The organism is Flavobacterium phragmitis, from assembly GCF_900112575.1.
GTDB classification, from domain to species: Bacteria; Bacteroidota; Bacteroidia; order Flavobacteriales; family Flavobacteriaceae; genus Flavobacterium; species Flavobacterium phragmitis.
Map to the genome: position 1 here is coordinate 15,137 of NZ_FOMH01000002.1, position 16,890 is coordinate 32,026.

14 protein-coding genes are annotated in these 16,890 nt (G+C 35.6%); 3 read left to right on the top strand and 11 right to left on the bottom strand.

Going from position 1 to position 16,890, the window contains the following annotated elements:
• The gene (locus BM289_RS02980; protein ID WP_091490724.1) at positions 1-360 is read right to left on the bottom strand and encodes a DUF7222 domain-containing protein; all 360 of its coding nucleotides are present in this window, start codon (positions 358-360) and stop codon (positions 1-3) included.
• 105 nt (positions 361-465) lie between these two features.
• On the bottom strand, positions 466-786 hold the full coding sequence (locus BM289_RS02985) for a single-stranded DNA-binding protein (RefSeq protein ID WP_244165310.1): 321 nt from the start codon (positions 784-786) through the stop codon (positions 466-468).
• Between the two features lie 485 nt (positions 787-1,271).
• Here BM289_RS02985 and BM289_RS02990 point away from each other — a divergent pair, with 485 nt between their 5' ends.
• On the top strand, positions 1,272-1,646 hold the full coding sequence (locus tag BM289_RS02990; RefSeq protein WP_091490725.1) for a hypothetical protein: 375 nt from the start codon (positions 1,272-1,274) through the stop codon (positions 1,644-1,646).
• Positions 1,647-1,713: 67 nt separating this feature from the next.
• Positions 1,714-1,923: a hypothetical protein gene (locus tag BM289_RS02995; protein WP_091490726.1), complete on the top strand. Its 210-nt coding sequence runs from the start codon at positions 1,714-1,716 to the stop codon at positions 1,921-1,923.
• Between the two features lie 7 nt (positions 1,924-1,930).
• On the opposite strand, the gene BM289_RS03000 is transcribed toward BM289_RS02995, so the two are convergent.
• The 5 genes from BM289_RS03000 to BM289_RS03020 form a co-directional block, all read right to left on the bottom strand.
• On the bottom strand, positions 1,931-2,872 hold the full coding sequence (locus BM289_RS03000) for a hypothetical protein (RefSeq protein WP_091490728.1): 942 nt from the start codon (positions 2,870-2,872) through the stop codon (positions 1,931-1,933).
• Between the two features lies 1 nt (position 2,873).
• Positions 2,874-5,105: an AAA family ATPase gene (locus tag BM289_RS03005; protein WP_091490729.1), complete on the bottom strand. Its 2,232-nt coding sequence runs from the start codon at positions 5,103-5,105 to the stop codon at positions 2,874-2,876.
• Between the two features lie 134 nt (positions 5,106-5,239).
• On the bottom strand, positions 5,240-5,695 hold the full coding sequence (locus BM289_RS03010) for a PIN domain-containing protein (protein ID WP_091490731.1): 456 nt from the start codon (positions 5,693-5,695) through the stop codon (positions 5,240-5,242).
• Positions 5,692-5,970, bottom strand: coding sequence for a hypothetical protein (locus tag BM289_RS03015; protein WP_091490732.1), 279 nt, complete (start codon positions 5,968-5,970; stop codon positions 5,692-5,694). The genes BM289_RS03010 and BM289_RS03015 overlap by 4 nt, the downstream gene beginning before the upstream one ends.
• Before the next feature lie 160 nt (positions 5,971-6,130).
• Positions 6,131-6,901 carry an HNH endonuclease gene (locus tag BM289_RS03020; RefSeq protein WP_091490734.1) on the bottom strand — a complete coding sequence of 257 codons (771 nt, stop codon included), beginning with the start codon at positions 6,899-6,901 and terminating at the stop codon, positions 6,131-6,133.
• 298 nt (positions 6,902-7,199) lie between these two features.
• Between BM289_RS03020 and BM289_RS03025 the strand changes: the two genes are divergently transcribed.
• Complete coding sequence (locus BM289_RS03025; RefSeq protein ID WP_091490736.1) at positions 7,200-11,468, top strand: NACHT domain-containing protein; 4,269 nt, start codon at positions 7,200-7,202, stop codon at positions 11,466-11,468.
• 196 nt (positions 11,469-11,664) lie between these two features.
• Here the strand turns inward: BM289_RS03025 and BM289_RS03030 are convergent, their stop codons facing one another.
• The 4 genes from BM289_RS03030 to BM289_RS03045 all read right to left on the bottom strand — a co-directional run bounded on the left by BM289_RS03030 (position 11,665) and on the right by BM289_RS03045 (position 16,847).
• Positions 11,665-12,900: a competence protein CoiA gene (locus tag BM289_RS03030; protein ID WP_167365379.1), complete on the bottom strand. Its 1,236-nt coding sequence runs from the start codon at positions 12,898-12,900 to the stop codon at positions 11,665-11,667.
• A gap of 256 nt (positions 12,901-13,156) precedes the next feature.
• The gene (gene mobC / locus BM289_RS03035) at positions 13,157-15,142 is read right to left on the bottom strand and encodes a conjugal transfer protein MobC (protein ID WP_091491524.1); all 1,986 of its coding nucleotides are present in this window, start codon (positions 15,140-15,142) and stop codon (positions 13,157-13,159) included.
• 17 nt (positions 15,143-15,159) lie between these two features.
• The gene (locus tag BM289_RS03040) at positions 15,160-16,470 is read right to left on the bottom strand and encodes a relaxase/mobilization nuclease domain-containing protein (protein ID WP_091490740.1); all 1,311 of its coding nucleotides are present in this window, start codon (positions 16,468-16,470) and stop codon (positions 15,160-15,162) included.
• Positions 16,458-16,847 (bottom strand): plasmid mobilization protein, encoded by a 390-nt coding sequence (locus BM289_RS03045; RefSeq protein ID WP_167365380.1) that lies wholly within the window; start codon positions 16,845-16,847, stop codon positions 16,458-16,460. The genes BM289_RS03040 and BM289_RS03045 overlap by 13 nt, the downstream gene beginning before the upstream one ends.
• Positions 16,848-16,890 lie beyond the last annotated feature (43 nt).

Consider the following 16,890-nt stretch of genomic DNA (forward strand, 5'->3'; position numbering starts at 1 on the left):
TTATTCAAAAGAGTTTCTATAGATGTCATAACAGTACTCTTCAAAGCAGAGCCAGCACATAAAAGTGTAGTGAGGCAGACCGTAACGGTCTTTTACCGCTTCCCCAAGGCAGTCTTCGATTTCTTTTCTGATGTCTTCCAAATCATCCAAATGTTCGATATAGAATTTCTTGCAGTCGGCATGATAGATAAATTGGGATATCATACCGCTGATGCATCCGCTTCTCTGCATATCTTCAAGGAATGCTTTGAGCTGCTGTTTCTTTGTTCCGTCATAAGACTGCATTTCCAAAAGAACTATCTTTTGGAATGCATCGTGAACATCATACTCGGCGTATATTGATTTTTTCAAGGCTTTCATAACTCATTTCTTTAGGCTTATACATTTGATTCGGATTAGAAAGGCAGGTCGTCAGGCTGCTCTTTTTCCGTTCTTTTTTGCAGGAGCTGACTGCGCCTGCAGGGCTTACGCATCTGAGACAAACACCAGTATTTTGATGTTGCTTGTGTGAAAAGTAAGATTTGCCACGGCTTTGCCCTCCGAATTGAGATAGGAGCTCACTCCCACACGTCCGAAAAGTTCCACCATTGCGCCTTTTTTGAGCCATTGCGCAACACCCGAACTGAGCCAATAGGAACAGTCTATGTAGGTTACTATTTTTACCGCTTCGGTGCTTCCTTTGGCTTTGTAGCTGTCGTTGACTGCAATTGAAAAATTTACCACCTCTCTGTCTTTGGCTGTTTTGGCAACAACCGCATCCTTTGTCAATCGTCCTGTGATTTCCATGATTTCTAAATTTTAAATGATTAATGTTTTAAAATTCTTTTCCCCTGCCTTTCCCAAAAATTGTTTTCAAAAGAAAAAACGGAAAAAAAGAAAGCAGCAATAAAGCGGGCATCAAGGATACGGAGGGCTATAAGTCCCGAAGGGCGGCAGGGCCGTTATGCGCCTGCAGGATCCGGCGCACGCTAACTTGGCTGCCTTTTTATCCGTTTCGAATGAAAACAGCCCTATCAGAAAACAAAATTTATTGCGGCTGGAGAGAATCCAAAATCAAGTCAATTATTGTATATTTAAAAAAACAAAAAATGACTTATGTATAAGCCAACTTTAGAAGCGCAGAGACACTTTTTGATGATGAAAGCTGTCCATATACAATGTTTAGATGAGAATAAAGAACCAATAAAAACGCTTTTGCAAGCGGATTTATAGTACAGGAAGGAGAAAACTTATTTTTATATACCTGCTGGCATGTTCTTACGAGCTACAATATGCATAATATTGAAATTCAAAGGCGACTGCCTAACAGGAAATTTTTAGAAATTAATCTTCAGAATAAGGAAAATCCTCGTGAAGGTATTGAACTTGTTTCAGGAAGCCAGAATTTAATACTCCCTCTCTACGATGAGCAGAATCTACCTGTCTGGATTCAGGAAAAACAGGATTTACCAAATTATGAACTAAATAATATAGGCATAAAAGTACCCTTTATGCATGACCTAGTTAAATTGCTGCTTCCCAAAAGCCTATCAGTTTCCGATCTGCAGATCATTACAAAAGACGACATCATTATTAAAGATCCTTTTTCTGGCAGAAAAAATCCATATAATCGGCTACCCTTACGGTTACAGCTCGCTGGGGCTTGAACAGCCCACACCAATAGTAATAACCCGTTTTATAGCATCCTACCAAATAAAAGACCGATACAGAGAAATGTTAATAGATGGTCCTGCAACACCTGGTATGTCAGGCGGTCCCGTTTTTGTTGAAAGGGATCATAATTTATTATTAATTGGTATTTATACTGGCCTATTGTATCCGGACCATTACATTAATCAAAATGAAAAAACAACAGCTCTGGGAACTATCTGCCCTTTAGCTGTCTGGTGGGCACAACTGGATATGGCACAAAAACAGCTGTAAAAAACAACTAATCATTAACATCCAGTAATTCATTTATAATGTCATGCTTAAATTTACTAAATGGCCTTTTATGGTAGTCCTGTTCTTGAATTTCTATACCAAAGATCATTCTGTATATTTCTTCTTTTGACATTAATCCATTAAAAGTTTTATTTATTAAAAGATCTATATAATTATCCGAGTACTTGTATCTTAATTCTAACAGGTCTTTTAGTTCCTTTTTCGAATGTGCATTGTAAATCTCTTTTATTTTAAAACCTTTTAAAGTATTATCCATTTTTGAATTTTCATCAACCTTACACTTTATATCGTAATCTTCATTGAGAGATACATAATTAAAACTAAAGGTGAATTTTTGATTTTCTTCGATACAAGTATAGGGATGAGCAAAATCATTATTAACGACTTCATCTAATTTTGCATGATTACATGTAGGACAGCAGGGTATCAGATTATAAAATGATAATGCCAGCAGAGGAAAAGTTTCTTTGCTGAACCAGTGATCTATTTGGGCTCTAGACCTGTTTACCACGGTCTGCAAGGTATAATTTCTATTGCAATAGGTACAGGTATCCTGATTAATGAAGTTTAAGAGCTTCTTTCCAAAAATAGGCTGAAACCAGTTTTCATAACCTGATTTAACAAACAGTTTTACTACTGTTTGGTGATCAACACCTAAATTCAAATATTCCTGATTAATCTCAATCAGCCTTTCCGGCTTACCTGTTATTAATTCATCTAATTTATCAGAAGTAAAAAAATCAACAAAAGCTTTAGGCAGAGAGGCTTTGTGCATATCAATTTTACAGATTTCACAATTTTCATCTTCGCATTTATAGCCATACCGATTACTGGCATTTTTGTTCCCTTTTAATTTTTTCGAAAGCCAGCATTTTATCAATTTATGATGAAACAGCAATGCTTCAGGATTTAAATTTAATGCCAGCATATTATTTTTTTTGAATCTTATAACCTAATTCGTCCGCCAATTTAGTCAATCTATCTATTTCTCTTTCCCTGTCGAAATCTTCGGGAAATTTTTCAAAATACATTTCTTTGAGCTTGTATTTTAATAACGGCTCATCTATAATCTCTATTATCTTCCTGTAATATTGAGCATCCTGAAAATTTCTATTTTCATCAGCAAGCCAATTTATAATACTGGTTATTTTATCCTTTGCAAAATCCCCCATTAATCCATTGTCAACAAAAAAAGAATCTGACAATAAATCAGTTATATTCGCACCAAATGATTTTTTTGGTTTCTCTCTATCATCAAGAACAATTGTTTTTCCATTTTGTTTTTTTAAATAAACAATATTATTATTTGGTATATCAGATAATGTTAAAGGCTCATGTGTGGTAAAAACAACCTGCAATCTCATTCCTAAAAAGATTTTAGGCAGAATCTTTATCAGCGTATTGATAAACATCTTTTTCCACTTAGGATGAAGACCTAAATCTGCCTCATCCAAAAACAAAATTTTTGGCAGATTAACATTTGTATCTATCTCTTTATTATCATAAAGCAGAGAAACAAGATTTAAAATCATTTCTTCACCAGAACTTAAAATCATATTGGGGAAAAATGCAATAAACTGATGGTTATCTAATTTAAAGGACTCTTCAAGTTTCAAATAAAGCTGTTCATACGAATCCAAAATACTCTTTGCAGAGTCAAAATCCACAATAATTTGGTATCTTCCATCCAATATTATCTGTTCAGAATCAAGAATTATCCTCTCAATATTTTTTGAAAAATCAAAGAATAAATCAAAGGGAATTTCTTTATCCGATTTTCTGAAATTATTATCAAGAAAATAAAAATTATTTTGTAGCAGTTCAAATATTTCAATACTGCTTTTAAGATCTTCTAGATTATTAAAATTATCGGCATTCTCAATTTTAGGAAAAATATTTTGTTTTTTAGGACTAATGATAAGATGATCTATAAACTGCATTAACTTTAGAACTAGAAACTCAATCATTTGATTATTATCCGACTGGCTTTCGGAGATCAGAGATATTTTCGATTCCAAAAAACTACGAATACTTTTTAATACTACTAATGCATTTTCTGTTTCAAGTTCTAACCTTTCTCTATTTTTATAATCGCCAATATCAAAGCGAAAATTTTTGACAGAATTATTAATTTCGTATCTACCGCCATAAAAATTGACACTTATATCCTTAAAAACGGGTAATGAAAACTCCTCCAAAACTTTTTTTACTTCTGTATCTGAAAGAGCTTTCATCCATCTTTTTAATTGTGTATTTTTAAATAGTAGAAAAGAAAAACTCGAATTTGCAATAATATTTTCTTCTGAATTACCACTATTTAATATTTGATTCAGCAACGATAAATTCAATGAATTTCTTCTGTCTTTTTCAATTTTACTGTCACTTAAGTAATTCGAAAAGTATATCGGAAATCCATATATTGGGAATTTTTTAATTTCAGCTTCAAATTCTGAATGAATCCTAAACTCATTTAAATCAAAATAAGAATAAAAAAATATCTTGTCATCCTGCTCTATTATAAAAAACACAGTTTTTTCATTACCTATCCGAACAGGTATCAATTGATTAAAAAGTTTAGTTATTAAGCTGGTTTTACCCGTACCATTTTCACCAACTATAGCTGAGACTAAAGCTATATCCTCACCGAAAAAATTTTCAATATATGATGGATTTGGAACACACTCCAATTCGACCGATTTTTCACCGTAATGTTTTACTTTGTAAATATTTCTCCCACCCAGATTAATTATTTGGGGTTTATCAAACAAGTAATCATGACCGTGAAAATAGACAGCTGCTATTTTTGAGGAATGCCTGCTCATATCAAAAATTTCATTTTGGATGAAATTATCTATGTATGATTGGCTATTTATTTGATGATTATGATATCCCAGCTGTACAATATATTCTAAATCCTGCAAGGGCATAAAATTTCTAATAGGGTTATTTCTCAAATCCAACTCTCTCAGATTTTTAAAATCACTGATAAAATCAATATTTGCTATTTTATTTTGAAACAAATTTAAAGAGACAATTTCTCCATTTTCATCGATTTTGTATGTGTTTTTATTTGCAAAGTCAAAAAAATCAGCAGTTACCGATAAATTTATCTCTATTTTTAATTTTTCTTGTAATTGTAGAATCAGTGCTGGTTTGCTCATTTCTATATAAGAATTATTTTAATAAGACTGTTTTTTTTCTAATCATTGTAATTATTTTAAAGCTAACAAAGGCTGTTAAATGATTAACTTTAAAATTGTATAAACAGTTTGTTTAAAAGACATAATTATACTGCTTATTGAAATTCTTCATTTCTCTTACGAATCATGTCATAAACTTTTATTCCTTGTGATGCTGCGATATCGGACAGATGAGAATCAGATGTGATAATAAATTTACATTCTTTTGCTAATTCCAATACTAATGAATCAGTAATACCTAAACTTATAAAATAATCACTGGAAACTGCAAGGTTGGTAGAAAAATATTTTTCAGAAGTTATAGATATAAGCTCTTTTATTTTTAATATGTACTGCCATTTGTAATTTCCTGAAAAACTATTGAGAAGATTATCAACTTCAGTCCATATATTAGGCAAAACTATCAAATCCTCAATGTTTTCAATTACTAAAAGCAAATCTTGAAAATCCTTTTTAGTGTAAATAGAAGTCCGCTTATGCGTTTCTATTAAATTTTCATCGATCAGCCCAATAAGTAAAACAACCAGCGAATTTGTATCAATCAGAATCATGATTGCGGTTTATAGATGTAAAAGCCTAAAACCTTTCTTTCATCACTAATTTTTAACTTCTTGTAAACTCTTTCAAATGGAAGATTCTGCCCCAATTGGGCAAAAGCAGAGTTGCTTTTATTAATGTTTTCAGTCAAAAATGAAACAACTATCTCCCAAAATTTATCATTCGAATTATATTCTGCTTGTTCTAATCTAAAATCGCAATTATCCTCAGGCAGAATATCCGATAATTCATCTTTTGCAATCTTATACAGCTCTTTTAATGAAATCATATTTTATGCTTATTGAAAGGTATATTAAGCAGTCTAAATCATTATTCAAAATAGGTTTAAATAATATAAATAAACTTATATCTCTGAAAAAGCGAAAGTACAATTAAAAATGAGAAACAACTTAAACTTTATCCATTCCAAAAGAGGATTTAGAAAAATATTATTTATCCAAAAGTTTCAGCGTGAAATCAATATCCATTAATTTATCCAATAAAACTGCATTTAAAAAAAAGTCTCTTTTCTTATCCATACTGTTTTTTAAATATAACTTAAATTCCTCATTTGTAAATTCAGCGGTTGGAAAACCAAAAACATGGCCTAAAAATTCAATTTCCGTAAACTTTTCATCTTCATGTAGATAAAGCATTCTGTTAAATATGAGAGTAGGCGTTTCAGCTTCACGTTTTGTAAAAAGGAAGAGCCCATATCTGCGTTCAAAATATATAACCGGCAAATCTCCTGCATCATATCTGGAAAAATCCCTGATAATATCATATTTATCATCATGTCCGACATTTGTTTTAGACTGTCTGTCAAACTCTTCAAACCACATTTTTACAAGACCTCTTTTAAAGTTCCTGCATAACTGCTGCTGGAAATCAGTTTTAAAAAGAAAAGATTTATTAAGCACCAATCTTAATTTACCATTCCTCTCCTTAACATCGAAAAATATTGATTTAAACTTTCCTACCTTTCTTTTTTGAGTCAATCCAGAAAGAAATCTTTGACGCGTAATACAAAAGGTTTCCTTTAGTGCCGTTTCTATAGAATATCGATTTTCCGGCGTTGCATTTCCGAAAAAATGATTACAATTATCGCAAACTGTTTGATTATAGTTCTGACCTCCTAATGATTTAGGTATTGTGTGGGCTTTTTTATTAAACGTAGTTTCATTATCATTTAATTTGCACCATAGGCAAGTTTTCTCCATAAATTATTTTAAACTAATTATATACCTCAAAACTGCTGCTGATTTGAAAAAATCAAATCTTAGTTCAGATTACTAAAAATCTAAAAAACATTTTACTTCTAAAATCATTTATTAAGAAACTAAGATAATAGAAACTTACTGTTTTTTTTAAACAAATATTAAGATTCTACATTTTAACTCTTTAAATTTATTAAAAAAGGCACTTTTAAGAAATCTAGAAAAATTACTTAATTACACAATAAATGGAACAAGTAATTTACACTTATATTATATTTGTAATTAAACATTACCTTTTCTCATGTCAAAAAAAGGAGGAGATTTAGAAATCCTTGCACTGGAGTTCCTTGACAAGATTTTCAAGGAACTAAAATTTACGGTTGTCCGCAAAAGGATCCAATTATCAGGTACACAGTACGGCTACGACAATGCAGTTGAAATCGTGAATGAGAAATATATAAGCAGATTGATATACAGCGAATGCAAGGACTATACTACGGAGCTGAATTATACCGACGCTATGATCAAACTGCCCCAGCTTGCATCTTCTCATGAGAAGATCGATCTGGCACTTTTCATCTCGCCGAGAAAAAACTTTACCAATATTTTTGAGGAAACCAAAAACAAACCTTTTTTGGAAAACCTTGCCAACAGGCATTTCCGTGTCGCATTTTTAACTCCGGAAACAGATGTGGAGAAATATTTTTCCCTTTATCCTGAAATCTATAGAAAGGCATATGACGAAGAGCCTCCAGTTCTCTCTGAAACTGAAAGAGAAGAAATCCTGAATCAATTTGACAAATACATCTTCTCAAGCAGAAATCTGCAGAAGATCGTACTAGATGAATCCGACAAACAGCAATATATTCAGGGCATTGAGACAGCCCCTTTTCATATCGAAAGAAACTTAAGGAAAAACCAGCAGAAGGAATATGACTATTACCGCGCTTCTTCCAACAGCAAAACGCTGCTTTCCGAGATCCGTGAAAATAAAAAAGGAATTATTTTACTGGGCAATCCCGGTTACGGAAAAACGTCGGAACTTCGTCAGCTTGCAGCCCGTCTTTGGAGCACGCGAGAGGACACAGAGATAATTCCGGTATTCAGATCATTAAAGAATTTTACTACGCTGTGCAGGATTGAAGATTTTCTGCCGCCAGATTTTAGGCGCATCCCAAAGATGGCAGTCATTTTCGATGGCATCGATGAAATCGAAAATATCATCGACTTCAGCAGCAAGCTTAGGGAATTTATTGTCCAGAACGATGAATCATCTGAAAATGGAAGCATCCAATTCATCATAAGCTGCAGGACCAATATCTACAGAAAATACATTAAGGACATCAAAGGCCTTGACATCTACTTTTTAAACGAAGTAGGCGTTTCCAGTGCCCTTGTTTTCCTTGAAGCAAAATATGGGCTGGATCTTCGGGAGCACAATACATTCGACATCTACAAAAACAGGGAAATCCTCGAAAATCCTTTTTATCTGGATCTGATCGGCATTTATTACAAGACCCATAAAAAGATTCTTACCAGCAAAGCGATGCTGATAAGGGAATTTGTCAATTCACGACTGGATCAAGACAAGGCTGATAAATTCCAAAACGACATCAGCTTTGACCGTGAGCGCATCATAAGCTGCACCCAGAAAATCGCTTTTGCGCTGGAAGCGATGCAGAAGCCATTCCTAACCGCTGCAGAAATTAAACGGGTAGCACAGATTGATGAAGTAGGACTTGCCAAAAACTCCTTTTTAGAAGAAAACATGAGAGGAAGCTGGAGTTTTGTACTTAAAAACATCCAGGAATATTTTGTAGCCAGCATTCTCTCGGAACTGGACTTTGAAGAAATCATACAAATAATAAAAATTGACGCGGCTACGGACAAGGTACATCCCACTTGGCACAACGTGGTAACGTTCCTATTGAACCTCATAACGGATGAAACCCTATACGATGCACTGATCGAATGGCTGCTTGATAATGATTTCGAACTTCTTTTCAATGCAGATTCAGACCGTATTACCGATAAAACAAAAAGCAGGGCGCTGCAAGACTATTTCGTCAAAAACTGCGTTGAGGACAACCTCTGGATTGCGGATCTTAAAAGCACAGCATTATTCAGCCAATGCGATGCCAACATAGAATATCTGATGCGGCAGGCGGCAGACACAGCCATCCACAGAAGAGCCAGAATGTCTGCCTTAAAGCTTCTGTCATACATGAGCATTTCCTCTTCCTATCTTGAACCGATAAAAGCACTGGTCACAGCAATCATAAAAGAGAACGATTCCGCAGAAGACGATTATGTCTATCTGGTGCAGGATGCGATAATGCTTACAAAAAGCCTAAATATTAATGAAGATCCCGTTTTTTTCAACCAGATCATAACAATGCTTAAAAACAGGGATGAAAAGGAAATCGTCTATTCGATAATCTCCAGCACTCCTGCAGCATCTGCTGTTGAGAACATCGACTATTTTCTGGAAATCCTTGACAAGGCCATCGGCACCAAACCATGGAATTCAAAAGCTAAATATCGATCCCTTGTTTCAACCAAGGATACTATCCTGAGCCTGTTCACTAGAATCGACAACGGTCCGGTACTGGTTAAAATCTATGCCTTCTCAATTGAGAAACTCAACAGCCACCAGTTCAAGGACAGTCTGAAAAAAGAGTTTTGGGCATATGCCAATTACTTTTTCAAATCCAATAAGCAGTACCATGCAGATCTGATTAGGATAATTTCAAACGCGGTAATAAACAACCAAGCAAATCATTATGATGATGATCTGCTTCTTGAAACAGCTGAATCGTGCGGCATCCAGACCCCATTATTTGATCTAGTGCTCGACTCGGTTGATGGAAACTCCGGTGACAGGCATTTTCTGGCTGAAGTGATAATCGAGGATGATTTTGAAAAAGTGCTTCAAAAATACCTCTCGGGATCCGTGAACGAGGAATTCCTGCATCAGTTCAGAAATGTGCTCAGCCACAGGGATTTTGATCTAAGCAAGAAACTTGAAGATTATATAGAATCGCGCACCCACTATATCTTCAAAGAAAAATGCACCCACGAACAGCTTAATGAAAATAATGAATACATGCGCAACCGTGACCAAAAGAATTTTAATGTCCTGTTTGACAATGCAGAAATTGAAAGGCAGATTTTCATTCTCTATGAGTATATGGGCAAAACAGCATTAAATTATAAGGATATTGACAAGTTCTACCACCGCTACTATAAGGATTTTGAACTGCAGAAAAAAGTCACCGGCAATGCCAAACAGCTTTTGTATGAAATCCTGAGAGACAACTACTCAGGAACGGCAAAACTGGGCAAGGCCGGAGTCAGCAGAGAAATACAAAAGGCTAGACCAAACCTGATACAGGATATACTAAACAGCCTTCCAGAGGAGAAAAAAAACAACAAAATCGAGATTTCGGAAGATCAAAAGCTGTACATCAAAAATTGGTGTGCAGAAAATACGCCTTCAAGCAAAGAATATTACTCGCAGCACCTTATCAAGGGAACTGCAGATAGCAATTACAGGTACAGCCACGATTACGCTGTCTTTGAGGCCATTCATAAATTTCAAAAGTTTTTCCGTTTTCATCTGGACGAGGAACTCCTGTTGGATATGCTCTGGATCCATTCCCATGAAAAAGGCATCCAGACCGGCTTTCTGGATGGAATTGTGCCGATCGAAAAAGTCCATGACCGCCTCCTTCACAACCTGTCAAACGGAGTTCTTTCAGCAGCAAATTTCTGCCAGCATTTGAAATACTGCCAGCTGAACGGTATTGAAATTGATGTATCCTCACTAGGTTTAAAATCAAAGATCTATACTTTCCTCGAAGATGGCCACTACTATTATGCCGGGGAGATCCTTCAGGATTATTTCAGCAGCGATCTGGACACGCTGAAAGAATTTTTGGAATATAATGCAGAGAACAAAAGGGAGACCAATCGCTCTCTATACGACTGCATCATATCAATCCTAAAAAAGACGGGGCATGATGATGATGCCCGCGATTTTCTGATCGAAAACTATTCACGTCTTCTGGAACAGGATATCTATACGGAAAAAGAACTGGTAAGAAAGCTGATCGGACTGAACTACAAGCATGGCTTTGCCAGATATTATGAACTGTTAAAAGACCAGACCGACCGGAATGCAAAAGGGGAATTTGCTTTTCATAAAGACGAATGGCAGAATTTCAGCAATCCCGAGGCACTGGAAATGCTGGCTGCAGTTTTTGAACTCTGCCTTTCATCGCCCGCTGCAGGAGATCTGTTTGGTGACCATTATTCCCCTTTAAGAATATCTCTGGAGACTATTGTCAATATCTGCAAGGCCAATGACGAGAGGACCTGCATAAAGGCACTGGAACTCCTGGACGTCATAAATGTAAAGTCGCTGAAGGAACAAAACATTGATTTGTTTCATCTGAACAGGCTTAGGAATGAAATCAAAGATGTCCATTACAGCCATAAGTCAAAACCCTACCAGATTGCACAGGTCTTAAAAATAATTGACCAGAACAGAATTTTATTCATCAATTAATGCCTAAAATCACGGAAAAGATTCCATAAAAAAGGTGAACTATTTAGTTCACCTTTACTTTATACCTGATGCACTGGATAGAAAGACCTGCATTAACAAATGGCTGTCTACAAAACTCAGCTCTAGATCAGACAGATCCGTTGAAAAAACAATAAAATCTTATCTGAGCTTTATTATTTTTCTCTTACAGACAAGACTAGCTGTCAGCAGGATTAAATCTGCTGATAAAATCAGAAAGCGTTATATAGATAACTTTATTATCAGAATGCTTATAAAGCAGCCTGCCATCACCAAGGTCAAAATAAATCTGCGCAGAAGCTGTGAGCCAGCTTTTTCTTTCACGTTTCCAAATGAAATTCAGCTTGTCCTTATCCTTGATATTATTATTTTTTTCTTCAATATAAGCATCTTCTAGTATCTGCAGGTTTGTATTGATGTAATAGTCGATTTCAGCTTTAAGATTCTGCAGCTCTTTATCGGATGCATCTTTCTCAATATTCAAAAAAGACAATACATTTTTAAGGTGAGTAATTTCTCCTTCCAGATTTAAGTATTTAGAGGCAACAGATTTCAATTCTTCGAATAATAATGCCTTTAGACTTTCCCGCTGCGCCAACAAGTTTTTACGCTCAAGATAAAGCTGCTCAATTTCGGAACTGGTTTTTCCGGGTAAATCCAAATGATAATTATTCAGTTTAAAATCACCTCTTAACCTTAAAAACGCATTCTTGCTGATAAGTGCGTCATCAGTGATAATTTTAATAAGAGACGGATCTACCGAAAGATTATCATTCTGCCAGATATTTATAATCTGTTCTGCAAACGTATGTGCATTTTTATTATAGATAGTAAAAGGAGCAGTGACAGACTCTAACATATTTAAATTATCTATCAAAATCTGAATTTCTGCGGTCCTGAGATTAGGCTTTTTCTTTATACTCTCCAGCGAAATGGAATCGTATTTTTTCAGATGAATTCTTTTGACAGCGTATTTCTTCTCGATTTCTGCCAGATGTTTTTCTGATACATTTTCGGTAACGAGATTATTTTTAAAACTCTCTGCATTTATAACCCAGATCATTTTGCCATAAAACTTTTCCCGTTCGGCAATTGTTGAAGGAGAGATTGCGGAATTTTGAAATTCAATTACAAGACCTTCATCTGTGAAAATATCGGCAATGTGTTTTTCTCCGTTTTTTATTATAATTGTTTCCTGCCAATCAAATGGAAATCGGCTCTTCCAAGCCCGATGCCATTCAGTTTCCCCCTCCTTCCACGAATCACAATCTACTTTATTGATATGCTGCCAATGCCAGATGTTAATTTCACCGCATCTTCCACGCACTTTCTCTCCGCAGAAACCGCAGAAGGCTATTTGTCCCGAAGAAGCAGGACGAATTTTTTTTCCGTTTATGTCTATTGCATGCTGCATAATTAAATTACAAAACAAATTTACATACATCACTTATCTACAATGAATTACACTCAAAAATATCACTTTTTTCTTTATAAAAAACAGCAGTTCAAAAACAACAAAATTCCTTGCACTTAATTAAAAACCCGTCGTAAACTATAGAGCAACTTTACCAATACAATCATATTATATTTAGTGCTTTAATGAGCCATGGACCATAATTTGATTACAGCGGCCACATTGTTTTAGATTTAAGTTTTGTCCTTTAACTTTGCTACTTGTGCTGCTTTTTTAATATTAAATAGACAAGTGCGGGATCGTTCAGCAGCCTTTCCATTTCTGAGTCAGTTATATCCTGAATATCCTGCTTAATCTGAAGGTAATTACGCTGGATCATTGCATTGTCTAGTTTTCGAACAGGAGGTATTTCCTTGTAATTTTCTATCTCTTTTTGGAGCGCTTCATGGTCGTTAATAATTTCATTGTGAAAAGTTTTGAGCTGAATCTTACAGTCATGATCATCGGCAACCATACCTACAAATTCACCTGAACTCAGCGATGAGATTTTCGATGGCGGCACTGCGGATTCCAATTGTTTTGAGCGGCTTATCGACGTGTCTGAACTATTGATCGAAAGACTTTCCCTGTCCTGAAGAATTTTGCCGAAGCGCTCGGACAATTGCTTGGAAGTGTCTCCTGTAACCTGTCCACTGATAATATTTCCGACAATATTCATAATAACATCCGCCTGTTCCCGGCCATAGTCCTTACGAAGCTGGCTGTAGTCCTGAATCCCAAGACACGTTGCCACCTTATTGCTTCTTGCTGTAGCAATCAGGCTGTCCATATTATTAAGATATAAGGTTGGGAATTCATCAAAAATTAGACTGGATTTCATTTTCCCTTTTTTGTTTACCAGCTTCACCAGCCTGTTTACATACAAAGATAAAACTGCTCCATAAATCTGTATTTTTTGAGGGTTGTTGCCCATGCAGATTATCTTGGGATTCTCGGGATCGTTGATGTCTAATGTAAAATCATTTCCTGACAAAACATAGTATAACTGCGGAGAAGAAAGTCTTGCCATGGCTATCTTCGCAGTAGCAATTTGTCCCTCAAGCTGGTCAGTCGCCTCGTTAAGGTATGCATTAATAAAAGGGTTTATCAAGACTTCGATTTCTTTCTCTGTCCGAAGCAGCGTAAAAAGATCATCGTAGTCCATCTGCATGAGCTCAATTACGTGAGGCAGTGTGCAGAATTCACCATCCTTGTACTTTCTTAGATACCAGATTACAGCCGATAAAAAATTGATCGGCGACTCTACAAAAAAGTCTCCCTGCCTTTTGATCCATTCCCTGTTGAGCCCCATCATAATAGTCCGTGCCGATTCAGAAGCGTCCGTTATATCTTCCATGCTCTGAGGGTCCAGCGGATTACATCGGTGCATGATATTATCGAAATTTATGAAGTAGCATTTAGGCAATACTTTATAAGCTTTTTTGTTGTTTTCAAATGTATTGTATACAATTTTTGAAAGGTCATCATATTTGAAATCATACACAAACATGCTGAAGCCTTTTTTTATATGCTGGGTTATGACGTGGCGGATAACAAAATACGATTTTCCAGATCCCGGCGTACCGAGAACCATTATTGCCCTGAAGGGATTTATAATATTTATCCAGCTGCTGCGCTGCTTGTTTTTCAAGTAATATTTTGCCGGAAGATTGATGGAAAATTCATTTTCCAGAAGTCGTTCTTCTTGAGGAAAAGTTTCATTTTCCCTGTTAAAAATATCTTTTTGATTAAGCCTCTTTGCGATGATCCGCGAGAACAGAGTTCCCCCTGACAATATCAGAAGCCACCCGGCTGATGTGAGGATGAAGTACAGTAATGTCTTTTCAATATCATCCCAAAATAGATAAAGCGAGCCGATACTTAAAAAATACAACAGCATGCCTGTGGCCATATAAATAAGGGCTGTCCTGTAATTGAGTTTTTCATCTTTTCTTCCTTTAGCGCCAATAAGCGAAATAGCCAAAAAAAACAATGAAAAAAGCTTTGATTTATGAAAGCTGCTCAGCAGTCCGGTCCGGAAAATACCATCCAATAATTTATCGGTAAATCCGCTTACAAGCTTCCATTCTCGAAAAGCTTCATAAAAAAAATAATAAAAATGCAATCCTAAAATAATGATACTGATCAACCTTGTCATATCCAATATTTTTCTCAACGCCTGTTCATTTTCTCCTGTCTGCATAGCCATTTTCTTTAGATTTATATGTTATTAGAACGTCTCCTAGTTCTCTTCTTTTTTGATGCTTTTTTAAGCTGGTTGGGAACATAAAAAGTATCATTCTCAATTCTGGTCAGCACTTCTACTATTTTTTCAACAGCAGATTTGAAATCAAGAGCATTCATTTGCTGCCACAGGTCATTAAAAAAAGTTTCTTTATCGGTTTCGGTTTGAAAACCTTCGTTAGATTTGGATGTTTCTGGCAAAGAAGTAATGATCATTTCTTTTCCATTTTCAAAAGACAAGCTGCATCGTTCTTCTATCTGTTTGGCACTGTAGTGCTTTCCCAAATCACTTCCGTTTAAAACACATTTTGAAAGGTGGTCCACATAAGTAATCCCATAAAGCTGTCCTTGCTCGCTTTTTCTAAAAACCATTTCTATTCCTTCCTTTCCTAGCTGCATAGCTAAATAAGAAAGCGAAACGCTTCTGCCTAAAAGTATCAAGTCAACAGCATTAGCAATTCTTTTCTTTTGGTAAACAGTTTTATTGTTTTCCTGAAACTTATGCTGCAGAAATTTTAACGTCGGTTTATTATAAAACTCACTTGCTTTGAGCGGAACTCCTATCGGTCTTCCATTTTCGTCCAGCGTTCTGTACACAAGACCGTTCATCTTAAATATTCTTGAATTTTCCTCCCCCCTGTCCGCCTTTACATTGTAAAGCCCCAGGACTGCATTCAGCTCGGAGAGGCTTTTGTATTTATATGCTGGAAGCACATGATCAAGAACCAACTGTACAGCTCTTTTTGATTCTGTTCTGCCGTATTTAATCTTTGAAAGCACAACAGGTTTGATAAGTTCATGTCTGGTATTTTTGTTTTCCTGAGCCTGAATCAAGCCAAACATTTTTTCAATCTCCTTTCGTGCAGCTTCAGACTGGTTTCTTCCTATATTCTGCATATCAATCCTGCTGCCGTCTTCACGAACTTTTATAGACACCAGATGCAGGTGCGGATGTCCCGAATCATAATGCCTGTAAATGAGATACGGCTGGTTTCCAAAACCTATTTTCTGCATATACTGCGATGCTATTTCAAGCATCTTTTCATTTGATAATGCAGATTCAGAGGGATCAAAATTCAGTGAAATATGCACGCTGTTCCGCTTTACATTAGTGTTAAGTTCATTCTGTTTCAGAAGTCTGTTAAGCTTCATCGCACCAGTTAACTTTGTTGCTTCCAGAGGATAATTTCCCTCTCCTATACACTCTGCAATTCCCTCTTTAACTTTATTTTCATTGTAGTTAAAAATATTATGCACTGAAGATCCTGTTTTGATTACAGCAACCATTTTTCAGTGATTTTCTGGAAGTGAATTTTAATTTCCTCCACCTTCTCCAAAAGCATTTTCCGCTCGAATTCCGAGTTTAAAATCCATGTTTTAAACTCTGGAATCTGCCGCAGGGTATGCAGTTTTTTTACAGACTGATTAAAGTTATTTCCAAGTGAGTTAAGTTCGCTTTTCAGCTTTATAACCTCAGCCATAAATTCATCAAGCGACTCGTTTCTATACTTTACAGTGACGGGCTTATCAAACAAATGCATCCGTATATAATCGCTGAGCTTTCTGCAGGTGCTGGCTTTCCATTTCCGTTCTATTTTCTGATACTCTTCAGGGGTAAAACGGAGTCCCACAATCCGTGTTCTTTTTGAAGTTTCTTTTTCCATCATTTAGCTTTTTCATTATTTCTTCACACATTTTTAAACTTGA

Excerpts from the sequence above, each read along its gene's own strand:
- BM289_RS03040 (WP_091490740.1), bottom strand. The coding sequence starts at position 16,470 with ATGGTTGCTGTAATCAAAACAGGATCTTCAGTGCATAATATTTTTAAC.
- BM289_RS03045 (WP_167365380.1), bottom strand. The coding sequence starts at position 16,847 with ATGGAAAAAGAAACTTCAAAAAGAACACGGATTGTGGGACTCCGTTTT.
- BM289_RS03030 (WP_167365379.1), bottom strand. The coding sequence starts at position 12,900 with ATGCAGCATGCAATAGACATAAACGGAAAAAAAATTCGTCCTGCTTCT.
- BM289_RS03000 (WP_091490728.1), bottom strand. The coding sequence starts at position 2,872 with ATGCTGGCATTAAATTTAAATCCTGAAGCATTGCTGTTTCATCATAAA.
- BM289_RS02980 (WP_091490724.1), bottom strand. The coding sequence starts at position 360 with ATGAAAGCCTTGAAAAAATCAATATACGCCGAGTATGATGTTCACGAT.
- BM289_RS03025 (WP_091490736.1), top strand. The coding sequence starts at position 7,200 with ATGTCAAAAAAAGGAGGAGATTTAGAAATCCTTGCACTGGAGTTCCTT.
- BM289_RS03015 (WP_091490732.1), bottom strand. The coding sequence starts at position 5,970 with ATGATTTCATTAAAAGAGCTGTATAAGATTGCAAAAGATGAATTATCG.
- mobC (WP_091491524.1), bottom strand. The coding sequence starts at position 15,142 with ATGCAGACAGGAGAAAATGAACAGGCGTTGAGAAAAATATTGGATATG.
- BM289_RS02985 (WP_244165310.1), bottom strand. The coding sequence starts at position 786 with ATGGAAATCACAGGACGATTGACAAAGGATGCGGTTGTTGCCAAAACA.
- BM289_RS03020 (WP_091490734.1), bottom strand. The coding sequence starts at position 6,901 with ATGGAGAAAACTTGCCTATGGTGCAAATTAAATGATAATGAAACTACG.
- BM289_RS02995 (WP_091490726.1), top strand. The coding sequence starts at position 1,714 with ATGTTAATAGATGGTCCTGCAACACCTGGTATGTCAGGCGGTCCCGTT.
- BM289_RS03005 (WP_091490729.1), bottom strand. The coding sequence starts at position 5,105 with ATGAGCAAACCAGCACTGATTCTACAATTACAAGAAAAATTAAAAATA.
- BM289_RS02990 (WP_091490725.1), top strand. The coding sequence starts at position 1,272 with ATGCATAATATTGAAATTCAAAGGCGACTGCCTAACAGGAAATTTTTA.
- BM289_RS03010 (WP_091490731.1), bottom strand. The coding sequence starts at position 5,695 with ATGATTCTGATTGATACAAATTCGCTGGTTGTTTTACTTATTGGGCTG.